At 63.2% G+C, this 19,847-nt stretch carries 15 protein-coding genes; 5 read left to right on the top strand and 10 right to left on the bottom strand.

All coding sequences use genetic code 11. The features are described from left to right. Positions 1-2 precede the first annotated feature (2 nt). Positions 3-1,802, bottom strand: coding sequence for an Hsp70 family protein (locus D8W71_RS07350; protein ID WP_121118757.1), 1,800 nt, complete (start codon positions 1,800-1,802; stop codon positions 3-5). 335 nt (positions 1,803-2,137) lie between these two features. On the opposite strand from D8W71_RS07350, the gene D8W71_RS07345 reads away from it, so the two are divergent. From D8W71_RS07345 to D8W71_RS07335, 3 genes are read left to right on the top strand one after another with little or no spacing between them, the layout of a single operon-like run. Continuing rightward, entirely contained in the window at positions 2,138-2,398 is a 261-nt protein-coding gene (locus D8W71_RS07345) for an acyl carrier protein (RefSeq protein WP_121112278.1), read from the top strand. Positions 2,399-2,401: 3 nt separating this feature from the next. Next, positions 2,402-3,559, top strand: a complete 1,158-nt coding sequence (locus D8W71_RS07340; protein WP_121112276.1) for an acyl-CoA dehydrogenase family protein — start codon at positions 2,402-2,404, stop codon at positions 3,557-3,559. Further along, positions 3,559-4,506, top strand: a complete 948-nt coding sequence (locus D8W71_RS07335; RefSeq protein WP_121112274.1) for an amino acid--[acyl-carrier-protein] ligase — start codon at positions 3,559-3,561, stop codon at positions 4,504-4,506. Before D8W71_RS07340 ends, D8W71_RS07335 begins: the two co-directional genes overlap by 1 nt. Positions 4,507-4,546: 40 nt before the next feature. Here D8W71_RS07335 and D8W71_RS07330 read toward each other — a convergent pair whose 3' ends face one another. The 5 genes from D8W71_RS07330 to D8W71_RS07310 all read right to left on the bottom strand — a co-directional run bounded on the left by D8W71_RS07330 (position 4,547) and on the right by D8W71_RS07310 (position 10,510). After that, positions 4,547-7,012 carry a glycosyl hydrolase 2 galactose-binding domain-containing protein gene (locus D8W71_RS07330; protein WP_121112273.1) on the bottom strand — a complete coding sequence of 822 codons (2,466 nt, stop codon included), beginning with the start codon at positions 7,010-7,012 and terminating at the stop codon, positions 4,547-4,549. Next, the gene (locus D8W71_RS07325; RefSeq protein ID WP_121112271.1) at positions 7,009-8,037 is read right to left on the bottom strand and encodes a DUF1839 family protein; all 1,029 of its coding nucleotides are present in this window, start codon (positions 8,035-8,037) and stop codon (positions 7,009-7,011) included. Before D8W71_RS07325 ends, D8W71_RS07330 begins: the two co-directional genes overlap by 4 nt. A gap of 136 nt (positions 8,038-8,173) precedes the next feature. After that, positions 8,174-8,719 carry a YdcF family protein gene (locus D8W71_RS07320; protein WP_121112269.1) on the bottom strand — a complete coding sequence of 182 codons (546 nt, stop codon included), beginning with the start codon at positions 8,717-8,719 and terminating at the stop codon, positions 8,174-8,176. Next, complete coding sequence (locus tag D8W71_RS07315; RefSeq protein WP_121112267.1) at positions 8,716-10,257, bottom strand: sugar transferase; 1,542 nt, start codon at positions 10,255-10,257, stop codon at positions 8,716-8,718. The genes D8W71_RS07320 and D8W71_RS07315 overlap by 4 nt, the downstream gene beginning before the upstream one ends. Continuing rightward, positions 10,250-10,510: an acyl carrier protein gene (locus D8W71_RS07310; protein WP_121112265.1), complete on the bottom strand. Its 261-nt coding sequence runs from the start codon at positions 10,508-10,510 to the stop codon at positions 10,250-10,252. Before D8W71_RS07310 ends, D8W71_RS07315 begins: the two co-directional genes overlap by 8 nt. 195 nt (positions 10,511-10,705) lie before the next feature. On the opposite strand from D8W71_RS07310, the gene D8W71_RS07305 reads away from it, so the two are divergent. Continuing rightward, entirely contained in the window at positions 10,706-11,467 is a 762-nt protein-coding gene (locus D8W71_RS07305; protein WP_121112263.1) for a GNAT family N-acetyltransferase, read from the top strand. A gap of 259 nt (positions 11,468-11,726) precedes the next feature. After that, a complete protein-coding gene (locus tag D8W71_RS07300; RefSeq protein ID WP_121112261.1) occupies positions 11,727-12,992 on the top strand; it encodes a glycosyl hydrolase family 28-related protein in 1,266 nt (421 codons plus the stop codon). 7 nt (positions 12,993-12,999) lie between these two features. On the opposite strand, the gene D8W71_RS07295 is transcribed toward D8W71_RS07300, so the two are convergent. From D8W71_RS07295 to D8W71_RS07280, 4 genes are read right to left on the bottom strand one after another with little or no spacing between them, the layout of a single operon-like run. After that, positions 13,000-14,358, bottom strand: coding sequence for a glycosyl hydrolase family 28-related protein (locus D8W71_RS07295; RefSeq protein ID WP_121112259.1), 1,359 nt, complete (start codon positions 14,356-14,358; stop codon positions 13,000-13,002). Further along, a complete protein-coding gene (locus D8W71_RS07290; RefSeq protein WP_121112257.1) occupies positions 14,355-16,061 on the bottom strand; it encodes an alpha/beta fold hydrolase in 1,707 nt (568 codons plus the stop codon). The genes D8W71_RS07295 and D8W71_RS07290 overlap by 4 nt, the downstream gene beginning before the upstream one ends. Positions 16,062-16,086: 25 nt before the next feature. After that, entirely contained in the window at positions 16,087-18,441 is a 2,355-nt protein-coding gene (locus tag D8W71_RS07285; RefSeq protein ID WP_121112255.1) for a Wzz/FepE/Etk N-terminal domain-containing protein, read from the bottom strand. Beyond that, positions 18,432-19,838 carry a hypothetical protein gene (locus D8W71_RS07280; protein ID WP_121112253.1) on the bottom strand — a complete coding sequence of 469 codons (1,407 nt, stop codon included), beginning with the start codon at positions 19,836-19,838 and terminating at the stop codon, positions 18,432-18,434. Before D8W71_RS07280 ends, D8W71_RS07285 begins: the two co-directional genes overlap by 10 nt. Positions 19,839-19,847 lie beyond the last annotated feature (9 nt).

The raw sequence follows: 19,847 nt of genomic DNA, 5'->3' as shown, positions 1-19,847 counted from the left end.
TATCAGGGCGCCGGTGGGAACAGCGGCGGAATCGACGGCAGCGTAAATCCAGGGAGGCCAGGTATCAGTGGCGGCGGTTCGGGCAAAGGCGCCGGCGCGACCTCGGAAGGCGCCGGTGGTGGCGCTTCCTGCGTGGTCGTCACCACTGGCTCCCGAGTCTGTTCGACGACGGTCGGCTCAGGCTCGGGCTCGATCGGAACCTCGGTGGTCGCGACCGGCGCGGGCGGCGGCACCGGTACGACGGGAATGCTGGGAATGGTCGACGGCGGCGCAGTGGTGGCAGGCGCGCTGGGCGCCGGGGCCTGCGTCACCGCGGTGTCGACGACGGTCGGCGTGCTGGTCGGCCTGGTCAGGAGAAAGCCCGACACGGCTATGACCGCTGCTGCGGCTACTCCGACCACGGACCACGAACGAATCTTGCGTCGCTTGCGTTCCGAATCGTCCTCGCCGTCGGAGTCGTCGTAGTCGGCATCCAACCAGTAGACGTTCTTCAGCGCGTAGTGGCTGGACGCCGGTGCCTGCGACTCCGGCGCCTCGATGCTGGGTGCCTGCACGTTGTCCTTACCGCTGGGCTCAGGGGATGGCATGGGGATGGGCGCGGGAGCCGTTGCGGGTGCGAACGCTGAAGCAGACTTCGCCACGGGCGCCGATGTGGGCGGCGCGAACGCGGTGGTTGCTGCAGTCGCGCCCACGAGCGGCGGAAGCGCGGTGGGCAGCGTGTCCCGCGAGATCGAGATGGTGGGCGTCGCGTCGGTCGGGCGAGGTGACGCGGGACGCACACGGGTCGCGGCTGCGGGCGTCGGCCGAGCGGCTGCGGGCACTGGTCGAGCGGCTGCGGGCACTGACCGAGCGGCTGCGGGCGACGGTCGGGCTGCGGGTGACGGCCGGGCGGCAGTCGGCGGCTGGGCAGGAGCGTTCGTTTCCGACGAGCGTGCCGACAGGGCCGCGCCGCGTGCGGCGACGGACTCGGGCTCGGTCGGAGTGAGAGCCGGAAGCGCCAGCGATGGGCCGACTCTCTTGCGAACCAGAGGGATGCGGGCGCCGCCGCCGATCAGGACCACAGCGTCGATCGGAACGTGAGCATCGATGAGGACGTCGCGCGCGAATTCGATCGAGCGATCGACCTCGTCGGTGATCAACGTCTCATAGCTGTCACGCGAGAGAAGAATCATGCCGCTCTCGTCGGGCAGGCAGACGGCATCGTTGCTCGAGAGGCGCTCCTTGGCGACGCGGCAGCGACGGGTGAACAAGTCGATGTCGGGTGAATCCGCGGGCTTGCCGAGACGATCGAGTTGGTTGTCTCTGAGGATCGCGTCGAGCCGATCCCCACTGAACTCGGTGCTTCGGCGGGTCGCGATGACGCGTCGAGCACCGAGATCCACCACGCTGACGTTCACTCCCGAGCTACCGAGGTCGAAGAGTGCGACAGTCGCATACCCCGCTGCCTCGCCGCTCTCGGCTAGGTATTCGATGACAGCCTCGACCTCGTGCACGAGGTGGTAGTTCTGCAGATGCTGATTTTCCAGGGCCCGATGCAGGGTGTCTGCCTGGTGGGCATCCCGATACGCGACACCGGTAGCCATCGACGGTTCCGATTCCGCAGCGAGCGCGCTGATCGATTCGGCGGCGAGATACTCGACATCCTCGTCGACGGTGTCTATCACCTGATTGCGAAAGAAAAGTTGTTGCGGTGCCTCGAGCACGCGCGAGGGCGTCAGAACGGATCCGAGGGCCGCGGCATTGCGAGGCAGCGCCATACGCACCGCGTGGGCGCCCATGGACACCCCGAGAAGAGCGGTCACGAAGCCACCTCGCACCGGCGAATCGCATGGCCGTGCCGCGAACTCGCACCATCCGTCGATCGCATGAACGTCAGGCTACCCGTTCACGTCACCAACCGTGATTCACAGTGCACGCGCTAGAACCTAGGCAATTACCCAACGGAATATCCCAAATCGGGCGAAACCGACAACTTTTTCGTACTTCGGTCGGCTGTAACGGACCATAACAGTCTAGGATATTGTTTGTGTAGGTCTGGGGAGACTTCACGAACCGATTCGTTGGCTCGATTCGGTTCGTCAGTCGCAATTCGCGAGATCATCAGGTCTCGGTGAGACATGATCGTGGAGGATTCGAAATGCAGACGAACAACCTGACAGCAGAGTCGGTACGTATTCGAGGGGTACTGGAGCAGTTCGGCAAGCTCCCGATCCCAGTTTCGGAGATCGACGAGCTCGCAGACCTGTACGACAACGGGCTGACGTCGCACGCCAGTGTGAACGTGATGATCGCGCTCGAGGACGAGTTCGACATCGAATTCCCCGACTCGATGCTGCAGAAGTCGACTTTCGGCAGCATCAGTGCGATCTCCGATGCGCTTGCGCGTCTGAGCGCCTGATTCATGACGACCACCCAGGACCACCGCACCGAAACGATCTCGCTTCCCGACGTTCTCGCAATCCTTCGGGAGCACGCGCACAGCGTGGATCGAGATGCCCGTTTCCCGTCGGAGTCCGTTGCGGCGCTCCGCGCCGCCAACCTGCTGGCAGCCGCCATCCCCGTCGAACTCGGCGGCGACGGCGCAACTCTGACCGAGCTCGCACACACAGCCCGAGCGCTCGGTGCCGAGTGCGCCTCCACAGCAATGATCTTCGTGATGCACCAGTCGCAGATACTCAGCCTGGTTCGTCACGGCAAGTCCGATGCGATGCAGAAGCTGCTGCACCACATCGCGGAGGAACAGCCGTTGGTCGCGTCGGCGACCACCGAGATCAACATCGGCGGCGACGTCCGTTCGAGCAGTTGCGCCGTCGAGTACGACGGTGACCGGATCCGGCTGTCGAAGAACGCGCCGGTCATCTCGTACGGCGAGTACGCCGAAATCATCCTGGCCACCGCTCGCCGTTCGGTCGACAGCCCGCCCAGCGACCAGGTGCTCGTCGCGTGCGTCAAGCCGGACGTGCAGCTCGAGAAAACCGGAAACTGGGACACCATGGGTTTCCGGGGTACCTGCAGCCCAGGATTCATGCTCGACGCCTCCGCGCCGTCCTCCAACATCCTCGGCGACAACTACGGCGATATCTCAGCGCAGACCATGCTTCCCGTTGCCCACGTCCTGTGGGCATCCGCCTGGCTCGGGATCGCCGACGCTGCGGTGTCCAAGGCACGTCGGTTCGTGCAGAAAGCCGCCCGCCGCACTCCCGGGACGCCGCCGCCGAGCGCACTACGGCTCGCCGAACTGATGGTGTTGCACGAGCAGATGGCCGACACCGTGTTCATGTCGGCATCCAAGTTCGAGGAGATCGCGGACGATCCGCAGCAGCTCAGCGCGCTGGGCTTCGCTCTCAAGATCAACGCGACGAAGGTGACGGCGTCCAGTCTGGTGATCCAGATCGTTGGGCAGGCTCTCCAGATCTGCGGCATCTCCGGATACCGCGAGGACAGCGATCTGAGCATCGGACGGCATCTTCGCGACGCCCACGGATCGGCAATCATGGTCAGCAACGAGCGCATTCTCGGCCACAATTCTCAACTCGCACTCATTTTCAAGGGCAAGTGATGACGACCAATATCAGCAGCATCGGCGAAATGACCGATCTCGACCGTGAACGCAGCCTGTTTCGAAGCCAGTTGATCGAGGCAGGTTTGCTGGTACCGACTTCGGTGGAGGGCCTGTACGGACGCACCGGCCTGTTCGAGGACGTCATCGACACGATCGATTCGGTCGTGAAAGCCGCAGGCGCAGGCGAACACGGGTACGAAGCACCCCGTTTCAGGTTCCCGCCGGTCTTTCCGCGAGATTCTTTCGAACGTACGGATTACATCGCGTCGTTCCCCAACCTCACGGGCGCCATCAACACCTTCGACGGCGACAACAAGACGCACGCAGCTCTCCTCGCCGAACGGTCGGAGGGCAAGGACTGGGATCACTTCCTGCATTCAGCAGGCACCATGTTGGTCTCGGCCGCGTGCCACCCTGCCTACTCGATGCTGACCGGTGTCCTGCCCGAGGACGGCGTGCTGTTCGACATCTACGGATACTGCTTCCGCCACGAGCCTGCGGTGGATCCCGCACGGATGCAGGCCTTCCGGATGCACGAGTTCGTGCGCGTCGGAACGCCGGCCGACGCCATCGCACATCGTGAGCGTTGGGTCGATCGTGGTCTCCAGGTGCTCGAGGACCTCGGACTCGAAGCGCGCGCAGTCATCGCGAACGATCCGTTCTTCGGTCGCGCGGGCCGCATCCTTGCTGCCAACCAGCGGAACGAGAACCTCAAGACCGAGCTCGTCGTCAACCTGTACGGGGACCTCGACGAGGGCACTGCCGTCGTATCGTGCAACTGCCACCGTGACCACTTCGGCCACACCTTCGAGATCACGACACCCGACGGACAGCCTGCTCACAGTGCATGTGTCGGCTTCGGTATGGAACGAATTGCGTTGAGCATGCTGCGGACTCACGGCCTCGACCCACGGCAGTGGCCGAGCAAGATTCGCTCACTCTGACACGTGAAGTGTTCGTAAGCGTCCGCTCGAGATCGGGTGCTTACGAACGCGGTGGTTCGATACGAGCACCCTTGGCCGAATTCAGCGCTCTGATCCGTCCCGAGGGCACCCGGTCGGTTGTGCGATTCTTGGCCGCGATATGCCGAATCTGCCCGGCCGCCAGATGGAACCACGAATCCGACGGCTCGCCGTCGTCGAATTCGACGCATACGTACTGCGCCGTTGCCGCCGTCGATATCTCGATCTCCCAACCACCCGAGGCTCTTTCGACTACCTCTGCGCGCAGCCCGATGTCGAACTGCTGTGGACGAGCAGCGCCGCCGATGACGAACGTGGTACTTGCACAGCGACGTCCGTCCGAGTCGACGAGCTCCGCGACCACCGCGTCGTAGGTTCGCACACCGAACCCGTGCGCGTGATTGAAGTCCTGAAACCCACCCATCAGCGAGTCCAGAGACCGAACGAGGCTGCTGTGCGGGTCGATCGACACGGCAGAACTGGACGCAGCCGAGCTGGGACCTGTCTCCGTGTGCACGACTACCCGCAGCTCGCCGTCGATCGCCACGGGTGAATCGTTGACGACCTCGAGGGTCAGACCGTCGAGACCGTCGTCCTCGATCACGATCGCCACGGGTGCGCTCGCACGGGCAGCAGCGAACCACGGGGCTTTGGGCATACCGTCTACGTCCAGCAGGCCCCAACCCGCACCGGGCTCGAAGTCACGAGCCATCAGTACCAGCGCGCCTGCACAACTCGACGCGGTCCGGCGCCAATGGACAAGACATGCGCCGATCAATTCACTGACAGCGGCACGACCGAGATCGAGATAACGCTCGGGGTCGGATCTTCTGACGATATGAGGATCGACGCCGAAGAGTTGACGCACGTAGTGATCACGGACGTCCTCGAAGTCCCAGGACGCGCCGCGGTCACGCGGGACGGCGGCTTTCCACTCGGGCGCGTGCCCGGCCGGATTGGCCGAACCGAAGAATCGCTCCACAGCTCGCCGTTCGGGAGGGATCGAAAAGGCCAGGCATTCGGCCGCGAAACGGACGCGGGCGGACCGTACATCGGACAGCGGACGGAGATATCCGCCGACGCCGAAATAATGCGCAACTCCCGTGCTCGAGTGAGTGTGGACGTCACCGTTCTCGCTCGACGGACTGGACAGAACATACGGCGTGCCCGGCAGGAACCGTCTCAGCGCTTCTGGCACAGTCCGTTCCAGCGCAGTGATCGACTGCTGCGCCGCAGGGAGCCCGAGCATTGTCGGCTGCTGCAACGTCTCGCTCCCGCCGCTGACGACGGTGAGTGCCGGATTGCCCGACAGGGAACCGAACAGCGCCCCCAATTCGGCATCGAGGTCGGCGGTGAACTCTGCATCCTCGGGCGGGTCGGTCGTGGCGAGCATGACGTCTTGCCAGACGAGGATCCCCAATTGTGCACAGTGAGACCAAAATTCGGTCTGTTCGTAGACGAGCGTGCCGACCACCCGAACCATGTTCATTCCGGCGTCCCGAATCCGCTGCAACGACGCGTACAGGGCGTCGGAGTCCGAGGTGAGCCGGACCGGATCGAGGGGTGTCCAACACACTCCTCGGCAGAACACGTCGACGCCGTTGATCGACAGATCGAATCCCCCTGCGGTGCGATCGACCTCGATCGACCTGAATCCGACGTCGCTCTCGTGCACGAGGTCACCGTCGGTGAACACCCTCAGCGGATGGAGAACGGGTTCGCCGTGCGTATGCGGCCACCACCGGGGCGCGTCGGCAACCTCGATCGTGGCCTCGAAAGCAGTTCCGTTCGAGATGAATTCGCGACGAATACTCCCCAGCTCGACGACGACCGACTGACCCGGTCCAGAGCTGCGCGCAGTCACCGTCGCGACTCCGCTCGTTCCCACCACGGCAGTGCGGCACACCACGTCGGTCAGCTTCGGATCCACGAGCAGCCTGATCGGACGCCAGGGACCCACGACCTGAGGAAGCGTGCCGTAGACAGGTGCGCGTCCGAGAAGAGTAGTCCTGATGTGCCGCAGGCCCTGTTGCGCAATCATGGACGAACGCCAACGCCCGCGCGGCATCCTCTTTGCCAGCCGACCGGCCAGCGATTCGAATCGAATCGCAATGCTCACCTGTGCACCTGCTGCATGTATCTCGGCGATCACGGGGGCGAACATCGACCGACTACGGGCCACTTCCAGACCGTCCACCCAGACGGTCGCCAGGGTCGCCAGACCGTCGAGTTCGAGCCGCAAGGGCGTGCCCGTCCCCGAACCGTCGGGCGTTAGAGCAACGGTGGTGACGAACCACCAGTCGAGCGCGTCGACGTCGTGGGTGGCCCAATCGGTGACTCCGGAATCGGCCAGTGCACCCGCCGCGGTACCCGGAACGCGTGCGCGGAGCCACTCCGCATCCGACGGCAGATTTTTCGGGTCGACGACGGTTTTCGGCTCGGTCGCGAGGCATGTCCAGATCGCGTCCGTCAGCACGTCAAAGGTCACAGGGCTGAGATTATCCTCTGCATTGCTTGATCCCAGTGTTCGGACATGGACGCGAGCGGCTCGTCGAGCGAGACCGATCGTCCCCGAGCAGCGCGAGCCATGCGGAACTGCACTGCCTTCGCCCCGCTCGCGACCTGAAGGAAGTGGGGAACGGCCTCGACTGCGCCCTCGACTCCGCGTCCTTCGAGGTAGCCGCAGAGGTCGGCGGCCAATTCAGCGGTAGCACCGCATTGACGAAGGAGTCCGAAGGACCAGAGGTGGAACGCGTCGGGTCCGTGGCTCTGGACCCACGGCACATCTGCGATCACGCGGTCCGCCAGACGCTCGACGGGATTTCCTGCCGATCGCCGAGCCAGGTGACCGCGCGCGATGTCGAGGTCGGCGTCGCCGAAGCCCGAAGCGATGACGCTACGGTCGAACTTGACTCGCTCCACGTACGGCACGAGCACCTGTTCCGGCGCCGCCGGTGCAAGCCCGAAGACACCGTCGAAGTCGTCACCGGCGAGTTGGTAGTACCCCCGGTTGTGGAAGTACCCGAGTGTTCGATTGAGCGAGTCGAACGAGTTGGGAACGATGGTGGTCTTCGTGTGCTGGTTTCGGTAGCTGGTTCCGTTGGTATCGGGAAGCCAGAATCCGTCGACCTCGACGGTGGTCAACGCCCCGTCGGTCAGAGATTCCTGGATGTGGTCCGTCAGCGGTCGCCAGATGTTCATCTCCGCGACCTCGATGCCGTAGAGGCGTCGCAGATCCTCGGGTTCGAACTTGACGAAGTCCCACTGCCGACCGTCACACCCCGCGCTCAGCACGAAGGCCAGTGCAGGGATGGGGTCGGCGCCGAGCGAGTGCAACAGCTCGACCCACAGGTCCACATAGCAATTGGTTTCGGTCCACACCCGGGCAGTGCCGTGGATCGGATGCGCTTCGTACGTTGCGGCATCCAGATCGATCGCCGACAACGCACCGAGGCCTACGGGCGGGACACCGAGGATCGATGTCTCGGCGCCGGCGAATACATCGCTCGTCATCTCTGGCTCCCTACCGCTGACAGGCCCCCGGTCTGGGTTCATGTCGCTTTTGTCTGATCCCGGTGAGGCAATATTAGCCAATCGCCCCGTTTTACGCGCGCTATCGGGGGATAAACCGGTTTTGGTTTGTGAATCGTTACACTTCGACGTTGCACGACGGTGATAGAAGCGCCTTCGCATACCCGGCGGTCTGATAAATATAACTCTCGACCCATTGAATCGCGCTCTGATGCGTCGGGCTGGCGGCCATCGTCAGTTCGCCCGAGTAGCACTCCTCGACGATGAACCGCGCTCGGGACAGATGCGGTGTGTAGGTCACCACGATGATGTGGTTCCACCCGTTCTCCAACGACAGACGTTCGATCTCCTCGGCTTCGCCGCGAGTCGACCACGGGCTCGGTACGAAGCACTCGACCTCCACGGAGTAGTCACCGCCGCAAATCTGCTGCATGCGTGGATCTTCGGGCCCAACCGAATTGGACAGTACGACGCGTGGCGCGTAACCCTGTTCGGCGAGGTCGATACCGTATTCGAAGCGCTCGTACGGGCTGCCACCCAGAACGATGACGGCGTCGGCCGCGCGGAGTTCGTCCACCTGAGGGAATACGTACACCGGCAGCCCTGCCAGCACGCCGATCACCGCAAGAACAGCAGCTACGAGGGTGAACCGCCGAATATTCATCCACCGGTCCGTCTGATGATGGACACGACCGTCCGCAGGATGATCTTTACATCCAGCCAGAGGCTCCAGTTCTCGATGTAGAAATTGTCGTACAACGCTCGGTCCTTCAGTGACGTATCGCCGCGAAAACCGTGAACCGCAGCCCATCCCGTGAGCCCACCGGGTACACGATGCCGTGCAGAGTATCCCGGAATTTCACTCGCGAACTTGTCGACGAAGTGCGGCCTCTCCGGACGAGGGCCGACCAGATCCATATCACCACGGACGACGTTCCAGAGCTGGGGAAGTTCGTCCAAGGACGATCGTCGCATGAATTTGCCGAGACGACCGACGCGGTGATCTTGCGAGATGTTCCACGTCGTGTCCGATTCCTGGGTGGACTCCGGTTTCATCGAGCGAAACTTCAAGCACTCGAACTCTCCGTCGTCGCCGGTGACCCTGATCTGCTTGAAGAGGATCGGAGCCGACCGATCGTCCAACCACACTGCCAATGCGAGCGCTGCCAGCAGCGGCGACAGCACGATCATCGTCGTCGCTGCCAGAACCCGACTTGCCACGCGTTTGATACGCCACGCCAGTGACCGGTGCGCGTCGCGGCGAATTCGAACGAGAGGAATGGCGTGGATCCGGTCCATGTCGCCGCTGACACTGACGAACTCGAACAGTCGCGGTACGACAAGGATCTCGCAGTCCATGCGATCGCATTCACGCAGCAACGACAGAAGAGCAGACTCTCGCATCGCCGAGAACGCGATGACGACGGTGTCGATCTGATGAATCGCGATGTACGAGCGCAGCTGGTTGGCCAAGGGCTCGACCGGAATCGTGCTGGCGACGGCGGCGGGCATGGGTGAGTCGTCGAGAAGCGCATGAGGCTTGAGACCGAGGTCGGGCGACGCTTGCATCGCTCGAACGAGCTCGCTTGCCACCTTCCCACTACCGATCAAAATGGTTCGACGCTGGAATTTCTCCATCTGGCGCAGCTTGCCCGTAGCCCAGTACGCGATGGTTCGGGCCACAACGACCGCAGCCAGCACCACACCCCAGAGCACCGCGAGCCGCGGCAGCGTCACTGCGTGATTCACGATCAGTTCGACGATCGATACTGCGGCGGCGACGGATACCGCCAGCCGAGGCAGGTCGTCGAGGACCGACAACGTCAGTTCGTGCTTCCACTTCTGCACGACGCCCAGGAGCAGGACGGTGAGCAGGACGACCGGGATGCTCATGCCGACCACCGGCAGAGCAATCAACGCACCCGCCGCCGCGACGGCTTCCAGCACGGCTCGGAAGGCGATGGGAAAATTGTCCGTCAGCCAGGAGTGGGTTCGGCGCCGACGCTCGTGTAGGTCTGGGCGAAGGAGGATCGGGGTAGCAGGCACACGGTTGACCGCGAACCGACTCGCACGTGCTTGCTTGGAAAACTTGGGCAGCAGATTCTGCAGTTGCTCGCTGTCGAGTTCAGGGGTGCTCACCACGGAACCTCCACCTCGTCGCACTTCCTGGATGTTTGCCTGTGCAGCCGTCGAATCAGACATGCGCGTCGAGGCGAACGAGGGCCGCCTTGATCGCTTCGATGCTGGCAAACGTCGATTTCCGAAGCGCGGTCTCTGGAAACTCGACCTCGAACGCTTCTTCGAGGCCGAGCATGAGTCGAACGCTGGCATGCGAGTTCAATCCGGCGTCGTATAGGTCATCGGTGTCGTTGATCGACTTCGGGTCGGCGTCGAGGTCTGCGACACGGCCTAGAACGTCGCGGATCACGTCCTCGTGCGTCGTCGAGTGCTTCACAGTCAAGTTCCTTCGCGTGCAAGGGCGGTCCGGACAACAGTTAGGTAAACGCGCCCCGAAGCGAGTCCACTGCTAACTTACACCGCCTGTAGAAGCGATTCCATACAGGTTTACAACCTAAAACTGTCTTGTCGTTGTGATTTTAACCGCATTAGGAAACTTTAAGTATGCTTTGGAATCGGTCAAGATGGTCACATGATCAACTATCAGGAAGCCGAGGTCGCCGAGCTTCGCACTCTGTTCGGAGCGACGACGGTCCCATGGGCAGGTCACAGTTTCGACTCTCACGAGGCAGGCTGGGCCGCCTTGAGCGGCGCCGATCAACCCGACTACAACCTCGCTCTGGTGCACGGCGACAACGCCGACCGGCACGTGCAGTCGACGATCGACACCATCGACGCCTCGGGCCGACCTGCGATCGTGATGTTGGCCGGCCGCGGCCTGGCCGGCGGACAGATCCTCGCCGACGCCGGATGGGTCTGCATCGGCGCGATGCCGTTCATGGCTCGCGAAAATCCAGGCGGCCTGCTCGACCCCGACATCCGGGAACTGACCGAGACCGACCTCGGGCGGGCGCGAGAACTCGCAGGCGCGGCGTTCGGAGTCGGATCCTTGGCTGCAGGCAGACTCTTCACCCCCGAACTCCTCGACCATCCCGACACCACCATCGCCGGACTGTTCGTCGAGGACGAGTTGGTGTGCTGCGGGCTCATGTGCCGCGCGCCCGGTGCGTCGACCGGATGGGCGCTGGCAACGGCCGCCCGGCATCGAGGCTCCGGATACGCCCGCAGACTTATCTCCGGCAATCTGGAAATAGACTTCGCACGCCGGGGCCCGTCGACCAACCTCTGCCTGGCCACTCCGCGAGGCCGGCGGCTGTACGAGGACATCGGCTTCCAGACGGTGGAGTACTGGCAGACCTGGTCGAAGCCGCGCTGGTTCCTCGGCGTCGGTTGAGCACATCTCAGCTCTCCGGGCAGCATGGGCGCGTAGTCGGATTTTGGCCGTGAATACGGTTCGGACACCTCTTCCGCGGCATTGAGCGCCGCGTCTCCTTACTTAGCGATGTAAAACATGCGCAACACTTGTTATTGGCCATGCAAACAAACTCGAGCCCGGCCCTGACGCGCCGCGAGTCGCGCCGAGTCATGTGCGGACTGCTGGTTTGCTTGAGGCACACCAAATCTGGCATTCGACACGAGCTGAAGGCGAAACAATGGGACGTACTTTGGGTGATCGAGGCACCGTCGACCGCAGGAGCGTGATTCGTGGCGGCCTGGTCGCAGGACTGGGGACAGCTGCCGTCGCGGGCGGACTTCTGAGTACTCGTGGCCCGCAGGACGATGCGATGGAGATCGCTCTGGCCGCCGGCGAACCGGACGCAGCAACACAACTCGGCTTCGTGAGCGTCAAGGCAGCGCCGCACAACGCGACGGGCAACGGCAACTCCGACGACACTGCGGCCATCGTCTCGGCGTACAACGCCGCACGCGCCGCCAAGGCGTCGCTGTACTTCCCGTCGGGGTCGTACAAGGTCAGTTCCCTCCCCCAGTTCGACAGTCTCACCACTGTCCGAGGGGCAGGCGCCGACGCCACCACGATCATCTACACCGGGACCGGAACCATGCTCGCTTTGCGCGACCGCCAGCGCGTCGCGTTCAAGAATCTCGGCTTCTGGGCCGCCGGAAACGGTGGCACGCTGATCTCACTGGACAACTGCTTTCGCTGCTCCTTCGAATCGGTGATGCTTCGCGGAAGCCACACCGCCGCAACGAATCCCCGGTACCTCGGCCAAATCGGTGTGTCGATCGCGAGCAACACCGGTGGCACCTCGTTCTCCAACTGCGACATCAACAATTTCGGAGTCGGCATTTCGACCTCCGCCATCCAGAACTACATCACCAACTCCAAGTTCACCACCAACTGGATTTCGCTACGCGGTACCGGCAACAACTTCGCGTCGGGTATGGCGATCTCCAACACCGAGTTCGTATCCGACATCAACGTGAAGTCCACGGACAAACACATCCACATCGACGGCCGCGCAAGCGACTGGTGGCTCACCAATGTGTGGATCGAAGGAGCGGCAACCGCAATCGCAGTGGGTGCGGCAGGGGTCGGTGGACCATCGCAGTTCGGAATGGTCAACTGCAAGATCGCAGCGCGAACTGTCGACCTCGATCTGATGCACTGCCGGCAGCCATATTTGGCGAACGTCGCATTCGACGCCGACCAGAATGCCCAACCTCAGCTACTGAAGATCAATGCGGCCAACGTCCCCGAGGGCGTCGCCACCAACCTCATCACCAGTGTCGGAGCGGACTTCCCGATGTCGACATTCCCTGCCGGCTGGACCGTCACCGGCCGAGCCAAGCACCTTGCCGCCGGCGGACCGCTCGTACGATCTCCGAACGGCAAGATCTGGAAACTCGCTGTCAGCAACACCGGTCAGGTGTCGGCCGTCGACGCAGGCAATATCTGACCGACGATCAGGTGGGCCGGACCTCCCCCAGCGAGGAGGTCCGGACACTGCCGTCGGTCTCCACGGTCAACCGCCAGTAGGCCCCGGCGGAGTCCTTCAGCACGACTCCCCCGTCCGATCGCTCGGAAAGCCATGTGCCACTGGGAAGGACTGCAGCGACGAGCTCGTCGTTCACAGTCCGCGCCTGCACGAGATCGACGCCTTCGGTCGAACCCCGCGCGACGACGGTCCCGACGAAGGTAGGGGCCGACGCGACTCCTCGGCCGGTGACGATCCATCCGGGCGGGAAGGTGTCGAGTGCTATGTCATCCGCTGCGCTGGAGACCAATCCGACTGCCGTTCCATGGGCGCACCCGGCAGCATCGATGCGCAATTCGACCGGCTGACGATCGGGGTCGGGATCGAAGCGAACGTTCGCCAGATACGGCTGCCTGCAGTACCTCAGATCGATGCAGATCGTGCGTGCGGCGACCTTGCAGTTGACCATCCCGAATTGCGCCGGGCCACCGCGACCCGCTTCACCGACGACCACTGCCTTGTCGCATCCTTCGAACCAGACGTTGGCGAGCCACCAATCGTTGGATGCTCCGTCGATTCGGAGGTGAGTATCGGTCGTGTTCGGGTCGTTGTCCGAGACGAATTCGACGTTGGCGAAGGAGAGGCCTGCGTTGAAATCGTTGCCGGTCCCGAGCACACCCACGTAGTTGCTGGTCAACTTCGACGACGTCAGGTAGTTCTGGATGCAGGACGTCACCACGCCGGTTCCGAAATTGTTGATGTCACAGTTCACGAACGAAGTGCCACCGGTGTTTTCGGACAGCACGACGCCACGCTGGTCGAGGAAATCAGGATAGGTGCCGCTGGAGTGATTTCCCCTGATGACGACCGAATCGAACGAGCAGCGGAAGCAATTCGCCAGGGACACAACGGTGCTGCCGTTGCGTGTGGCGAAGAACCCGAGGCGCCTGAAATTGATGCGTTGTGTGTTCCTGAGCTCGATCAGCGTTGCGTCACCGTCGTAGATCACCGTCGAGACGTCACCGCCGTCGCCGAGCACAGCGGTGTAATCGACCATCTCCGGCCACCGGCTCACACGGTAGTTTCCGGCCGGAAAGTAGACGACGACGCGCTCGCCGGCGTCCGCGAACGCCGACAGCACCGCATCGGTGTCGTCCGCGACACCGTCACCGACGGCCCCGAAGTCCCGGACGTTCTTGGCGGACGGGGTGTCCGTGACTGTCGGAGATCGGAACTCGACCCGCTCCTCGTCGGTGCCGGAAGCACACGCGGCGGCCAACGGAGTCATCAACGCGGCACCGGCCGACGCCAGTAGGAGCCTGCGGCGGCCGATTCCTCCCGAGCTCACGATCTGGACCTCGCATCGACCCCACGAGAAGTCGTTCCGCCGAGAAGGGTTCCGAGCACGTGCTCCGAGACAGCATCCCGCACTGCGCGGTGATAGCCCGAGTGATCACCGACGGGAGGTGTGATGAGCTGAGGTGTCGAGGGGAGGTAATTCATCCTCTCCAATCCTTCGTTCCCACGCTGATCGACGAACCACTGGAGATCGGCGGGCGCAAGAACGACCGTTTGATCGATTCCTTGCTTCGCCAGCGACCCGAGGATCACCTCCGGCACCTGCGTTATGCCCCGGACGCCCAACAGTTTCCAAGCCCAGTACGGAAGATGCCGCTGCAGTGCGGCTTTGACGCGCGCACGAGGGGTGCGCTGCCATTCCGGATCCGTTCGGGGAACGCCCATATCCGCGGGGACGATCTTGCCCTGCGCGCTACGTTTCCGACGCCAACTCCACGCGACGGCGTTGATCAGAACGACCGAGCCCGCCCCCAGTTCACGGGCTGCATAGGCTGCGTACCAACTGCCCGAGCAAATTCCGGCTGCAATGAAATCCTTTGGGTCCGACGCGACGGCACGCGTTGCGACATCCACGTCGTCCATGCTTTCGTCCGAATAGATCGGAGTGTGTTCGGACCGAACAACGTCGTCGCTCTCACCCGTCCCACGCCTGTCGAAGCGCAATGATTCGGCGCCGAGTTCTGCTGTTTCGCGGGCTAATTCGACCCAGATACGCGACGGTCCGATGCGGGTGTCGTTTGCGGTGGCACACAGCAGAAGCGTTTTACCGCTCGGCTCGGCGGGCGACGCCGGGCTGGTCCTGATTGCGAACACACCCTGTGGGCCGAGAGATTCGATGGTCTCCACCACCGCCACACCACTCTCGGCACCGGTGATGACGGTTCGGGTCTCGAACGACGGCGTTATCGGCGACGTTTCAGTGGGCATGACCTCGTCGAGCCAGGTGGTGATCGTGTCGATCGCGGCTTCCGGTATCGCGACGAGAAAGCTCTCCGGAGTGACGAACTCGTCCATTCCCTCGGCAGTGGTCACCGTCGCACCGGACTTCTGAATCAGCCCTGCGATGCGCTTGTTGTACTCGCCTTCTCGGTTCACGAACATCCAGTGCCGCACCGAATCGGCATCCACCGACATGGCCAACGCTGAGAAAGCAGCGGCGGCAGGCTTCGTCAGCGACAGGCCGATCATCGGAACTTCGTCCTCCGGCGCGAGTTCGTTCTCGCCCCCCACGCCCAGCGCATAGAAGGCTTGCTGCTCGCGGACGTACATGCGTCCGGTCGCTATCGGGTCCCACAGCACAACCGCGGCGAGGCTCGCGGCCCGCGCCGCCGCACGTTCGGCGAGTAGGGAACCTGCACGCAAACCGACCAGTGCGACCTCGGTGACACCGATTCCGCGCACCCATGACACAGCCTCGTCGATGCTGTCCAACCATCGCTCGACGATGTCGTCCGCGTTCTGCGACCCACTGGAATCACCGACGCCGTAGTAGTCGAACCGGAGCGCGACGAACCCACGATCGGCCAGCTCCTGCGCGAGCATCTTCACTCCGCGATACGTGTTGATGTGCTCTTTGCCCAGCGGTGGACACAGAATCACGGCACCGCGCGCATGTCCGACGGGCAGGTGCGCCACACCGAACAACGGCTGGTCCTGCGGCCCGAACCAGGTGGGATGGGTGCTCGATTTCATCGTATGAACCTCCTGTCCGACACGGTCACTTCCTGGTGAATGGGCTTGGCACTCTCTTGTTTTCGCGGGGAGGCGAGGGCCTCGTCTTGTCGGCGCCCTGAGATCCGGTGGGCCGCGACTCCGACGCACTCTTACTACTGCCGCGCTGCGAGGTCGTCGTCCGATCGTCCGACGCGCTCTCGTCGGGCGCATCACTGTCTGTTTCGGCTGCCGCCGGGGGTTCGAGTTTCCGCAGTGCGACGGTGTCCTCGGAGTCCGCCTTCACCTGGCTTTCGGCCGGTGCTCCGTCCGCTTTCACGTCGGCACTGTCGATCTCGAGTGCGGAGGCACTGTCGGTCTCGGCTTCGGAGGTCTCGGCTGCGGAGGTCTCGGCTGCGGAGGCCTCAGGTGCGGAGGCCTCGGGTGCGGGGTCGTCGAGTGCCGAGGTCTCGGATGTGGAGGTCTCGGCATTCCAGCGCTCGACGTAATCCGAGGTGTCGGACGGTCGTACGGCCTCGCTGCGGAAGGCAGACTCCGTCGGCTGTGGGACAAACGAACTCGCAGCCCTGGTGGGTCGCGGGTAAGCGCCGAGCGGGTCGTAGTCGACCAGCGGGTCGTAGTTGTCGAAGAGTCGGTCTGCCCCTGGCGGATTTCGGTACCGTTGCGGCTCCGTGTCGTAGCGGATCGACTCCTCGTACGTAGCGAATTCCTGTCGATCCGTTTGTGAGCGGTGTCCGTACCACTCCGGATCGGCGCCGGACCTTTCCTGGTACCGGTAATCGTCCTCGTTCACGCGGTACGAGTTAGCGTCGCGATCAACAACGTCGTTGTGTGCAAAGTCGTTGTGGGCAAAGTCGTTGCGTGCGAAGTCGTTACGTGCAACCTCGTCGTGCGTGCTGTGCGCTGCCGGCTCGGCGGGTTCCGGAGCACGATCTACGGGGGGTGTCGACGCGGACATCGGGGTCGCGATGGCGGAGTGTGGTTCCTCGGCGACAGAGGCGCTTTCGCGTCGAACGGGCGTCGCCACAGGCGGCGTGCGCACTCCTGATGCCACGTTCGGACTCGATTTCGGCTGTGACTTCGACTGGGACTTCGACTGGGTGCGCGTGCCCTTGGTGTACTTCGAACGCAACGCGTGGAGGCGGGACGGTGTCTGCACACCTGCGATTCCCAGAACGGGTGCGCCGGAATCCATGGTCTGCTGGACTGCGCCGGACACCTCGTGAGCCTTCGCCCGGCCGATCTCGGCCAGGAACAGAACCCCGTCGCTGCGTAGTGCGACGCCCAATGCGTCCACGGGAGAATCCGCGAACGACGAGGACGCGATCAGCACGTAATCGAACACTGCCCTCAGCTCGGACACCGCAGACGCGAATCTCCGTGAGGTGAAGATCGATTCGGCGTCCTGGTAGTCGGACCCTGCGGGAAGGATGTAGTAGTCGTCTCCGACGCTGGCCACCAGTACGGACATGGGGTCCACGTCGCTCAGCAGGAGGTCGCTGAGTCCGTACGCGCCGTTCAAACTCAGCTGTCCGGTGATCCGCTTGGACTCGAAGTCCGCGTCGACGACCACCACCGAATTCCCGGCTCCGCTGAACGCCTCCGTCAGGGCGAGCACGTATCGCGGATCCGAAGCCTGCGCCAACGATTCCAGTGCGACAACGACATTCGACTTGCCGCGGGTGAGACTGTCGATCCTGAGCGCGACGAGCTGCGACTCCCGCACGACATCCTCGGCGGTCAGCGTTCCGAGGAGAGGCACCGACGACGCCTTCTCGATGTCGCGAGAACTGCGGACAGTGGTGTCCAGTCGATCGCGAAGCAGTGCTCCGAGCCCACCGAGTCCGAGGCCGGCGAGCAAGCCGAGAAGCAGATTTCTGTTCGATGGTGGACCGGACGGCAGGTTCGGAGTCTGAGCAGGGTCGATCACCGTCACCTTCGCAGCGGGCGCAGCGCCGATCTCGGTCGTCTCCACCGTGTTCACGAGATTGCGGAACTGCTGGATCACCGCGTCGTTGACCACCCGCGCACCCTCGGCTGTCGGACTGTTGACGCTGATCTCGATGAGAACCGTCGCGGGCGCGAACGTCGCCGACACCTCCGACTGGAGCTGACCTGGAGTCGTATTGAGCTGCAGCGACTTGATGACGCCTTCCATGACTGTCGAACTCGTGACGAGATTGACGTACGACGTGACACGCTGCTGAGCCGCCATGTTGCCTTGGTAGGCGTCACTGACCGAGGTTCCCGTCGCCATCGACACATACACACGACTGGTCGACGTGTACGTGGTGCTGAGGGTGGAGTTGTATCCGGCGGCCAGCACCAGACCTGCTACACCGGACACTGCGATGATCAGCCATCGTCTGCGCAGGATGCGTACGAAATCGATCAGGCCCATGTGTTCAATCCTTTGTTCGCGATGCCGCCGGCCGGAGCCAGCTGTACTACTTCTGTGTCCGCACTGTCTCCGGACACGGTTCGTGCGGTCCGTCGGCGGTACTCGCCGACGCACAGATAGACCATCCAAATCAGGATTGCCGCCTGCAGCGACTTACCCAAAGACTCCGTGCTTCCTAGAATTCCTCGTTCGAACAGAACCGGGAACTCGATCAACGTCAGTCCCAGCACCACCGGGATCACGTTGCGTGCCAGAATCCACCGCACCGCAAGGAGCAACAGCAGGAAGGTGAACAGCATCGAGCACACGATGCCCGAGTAGCCGCCCAGTACGTAACCTTCGTTCACGTTTCCTTCCGCCAAAGATACGGAAATCCCGGTCATATCGACCGAGGAACCTCGTACCTGCGACGCCCAGGCCGTGCCCGACTGAAATTTCTCGGCGCCGAGAATTTGCGACGGGACAAAATTCAGGATGGCGTTGCGGACCACGTCGGATCCGGAAATCCACGGGCGCCCGTTCATGTACCAGGCGTCGGTGGCGGCTTCGAGAAGGTCGAATCGACGAAGAATACTCAAGAACGGCTGCACCGATGCTGGGTAGCTTGCGTCGGCGACCAGGGCGACGCTCTGCGTGGAACCCGAGGTCTTGAGCGACTGCAGTAACCCGAACGCCCCGACGGCGCCCACTCCGATGAAGCCGATTCCAACGGTGGTCGAGCGGTTCCACCCTGTCATCGCGAATCGCACTGCAAGCGCAAGCGCTGCGCCGAGAACAGGCGTCTTCGACTCGACCGCCACCGTCCAGAGAAATTCTCCGCCCGCCATCGCGGCGAGCAACAACGCAGTCGATCTGGGATTCGTCGGTCGCGCGAACACGATCAGACCGAGCGCACCGACCGTCGCCATCGTCGTGACGAAGTCGAGGATCGGGTTCGCGCTCGAGACGTCGCCGGCAGATCCCGTCGAACCCGTGGCGTAGGACACGAGCCGCCCCAACGTGCCGAGCACGTAGACCACCCAGAGTGTGGGAAAGAAGTTCGGATCCGACGATGCTGCGGAGACCTGCAGTGTCTGCGTCTTACGCCTGGACCACACCGCGTACACGACAACGAGCGCGGCGTAGAACCACATGCCGAACACGACGGGATTCAACGCTGCTTCGATGCCGCGGTCGTACCCGACGCCGGCGAGTCGGGGGTCGGCGATGCTGTCGGCGAACTGCGGAACCGGAAGTGTCCACAGAAGTACAACCGGACGCGCGATGTACGACAACGACCAGTACACAGCCTGCGCGATCAGGAACACCCGAGCGATCCCTGGCACGAAGACCGCCGCGACCACAATGGTGGACAACGCACCGGCAACGGCCAGCACGTTCAGCTCTGCGCCGTTCACATCCCTTCG

The sequence above is a fragment of the Rhodococcus sp. P1Y genome, from assembly GCF_003641205.1.
Lineage (GTDB): Bacteria > Actinomycetota > Actinomycetes > Mycobacteriales > Mycobacteriaceae > Rhodococcoides.
Note: the sequence above shows the minus strand (reverse complement) of the source record. Positions and strands in the feature narration are given on the sequence as shown.

Excerpts from the sequence above, each read along its gene's own strand:
- D8W71_RS07345 (WP_121112278.1), top strand. The coding sequence starts at position 2,138 with ATGCAGACGAACAACCTGACAGCAGAGTCGGTACGTATTCGAGGGGTA.
- D8W71_RS07340 (WP_121112276.1), top strand. The coding sequence starts at position 2,402 with ATGACGACCACCCAGGACCACCGCACCGAAACGATCTCGCTTCCCGAC.
- D8W71_RS07335 (WP_121112274.1), top strand. The coding sequence starts at position 3,559 with ATGACGACCAATATCAGCAGCATCGGCGAAATGACCGATCTCGACCGT.
- D8W71_RS07325 (WP_121112271.1), bottom strand. The coding sequence starts at position 8,037 with ATGACGAGCGATGTATTCGCCGGCGCCGAGACATCGATCCTCGGTGTC.
- D8W71_RS07320 (WP_121112269.1), bottom strand. The coding sequence starts at position 8,719 with ATGAATATTCGGCGGTTCACCCTCGTAGCTGCTGTTCTTGCGGTGATC.
- D8W71_RS07315 (WP_121112267.1), bottom strand. The coding sequence starts at position 10,257 with ATGTCTGATTCGACGGCTGCACAGGCAAACATCCAGGAAGTGCGACGA.
- D8W71_RS07305 (WP_121112263.1), top strand. The coding sequence starts at position 10,706 with ATGATCAACTATCAGGAAGCCGAGGTCGCCGAGCTTCGCACTCTGTTC.
- D8W71_RS07300 (WP_121112261.1), top strand. The coding sequence starts at position 11,727 with ATGGGACGTACTTTGGGTGATCGAGGCACCGTCGACCGCAGGAGCGTG.
- D8W71_RS07290 (WP_121112257.1), bottom strand. The coding sequence starts at position 16,061 with ATGAAATCGAGCACCCATCCCACCTGGTTCGGGCCGCAGGACCAGCCG.
- D8W71_RS07285 (WP_121112255.1), bottom strand. The coding sequence starts at position 18,441 with ATGGGCCTGATCGATTTCGTACGCATCCTGCGCAGACGATGGCTGATC.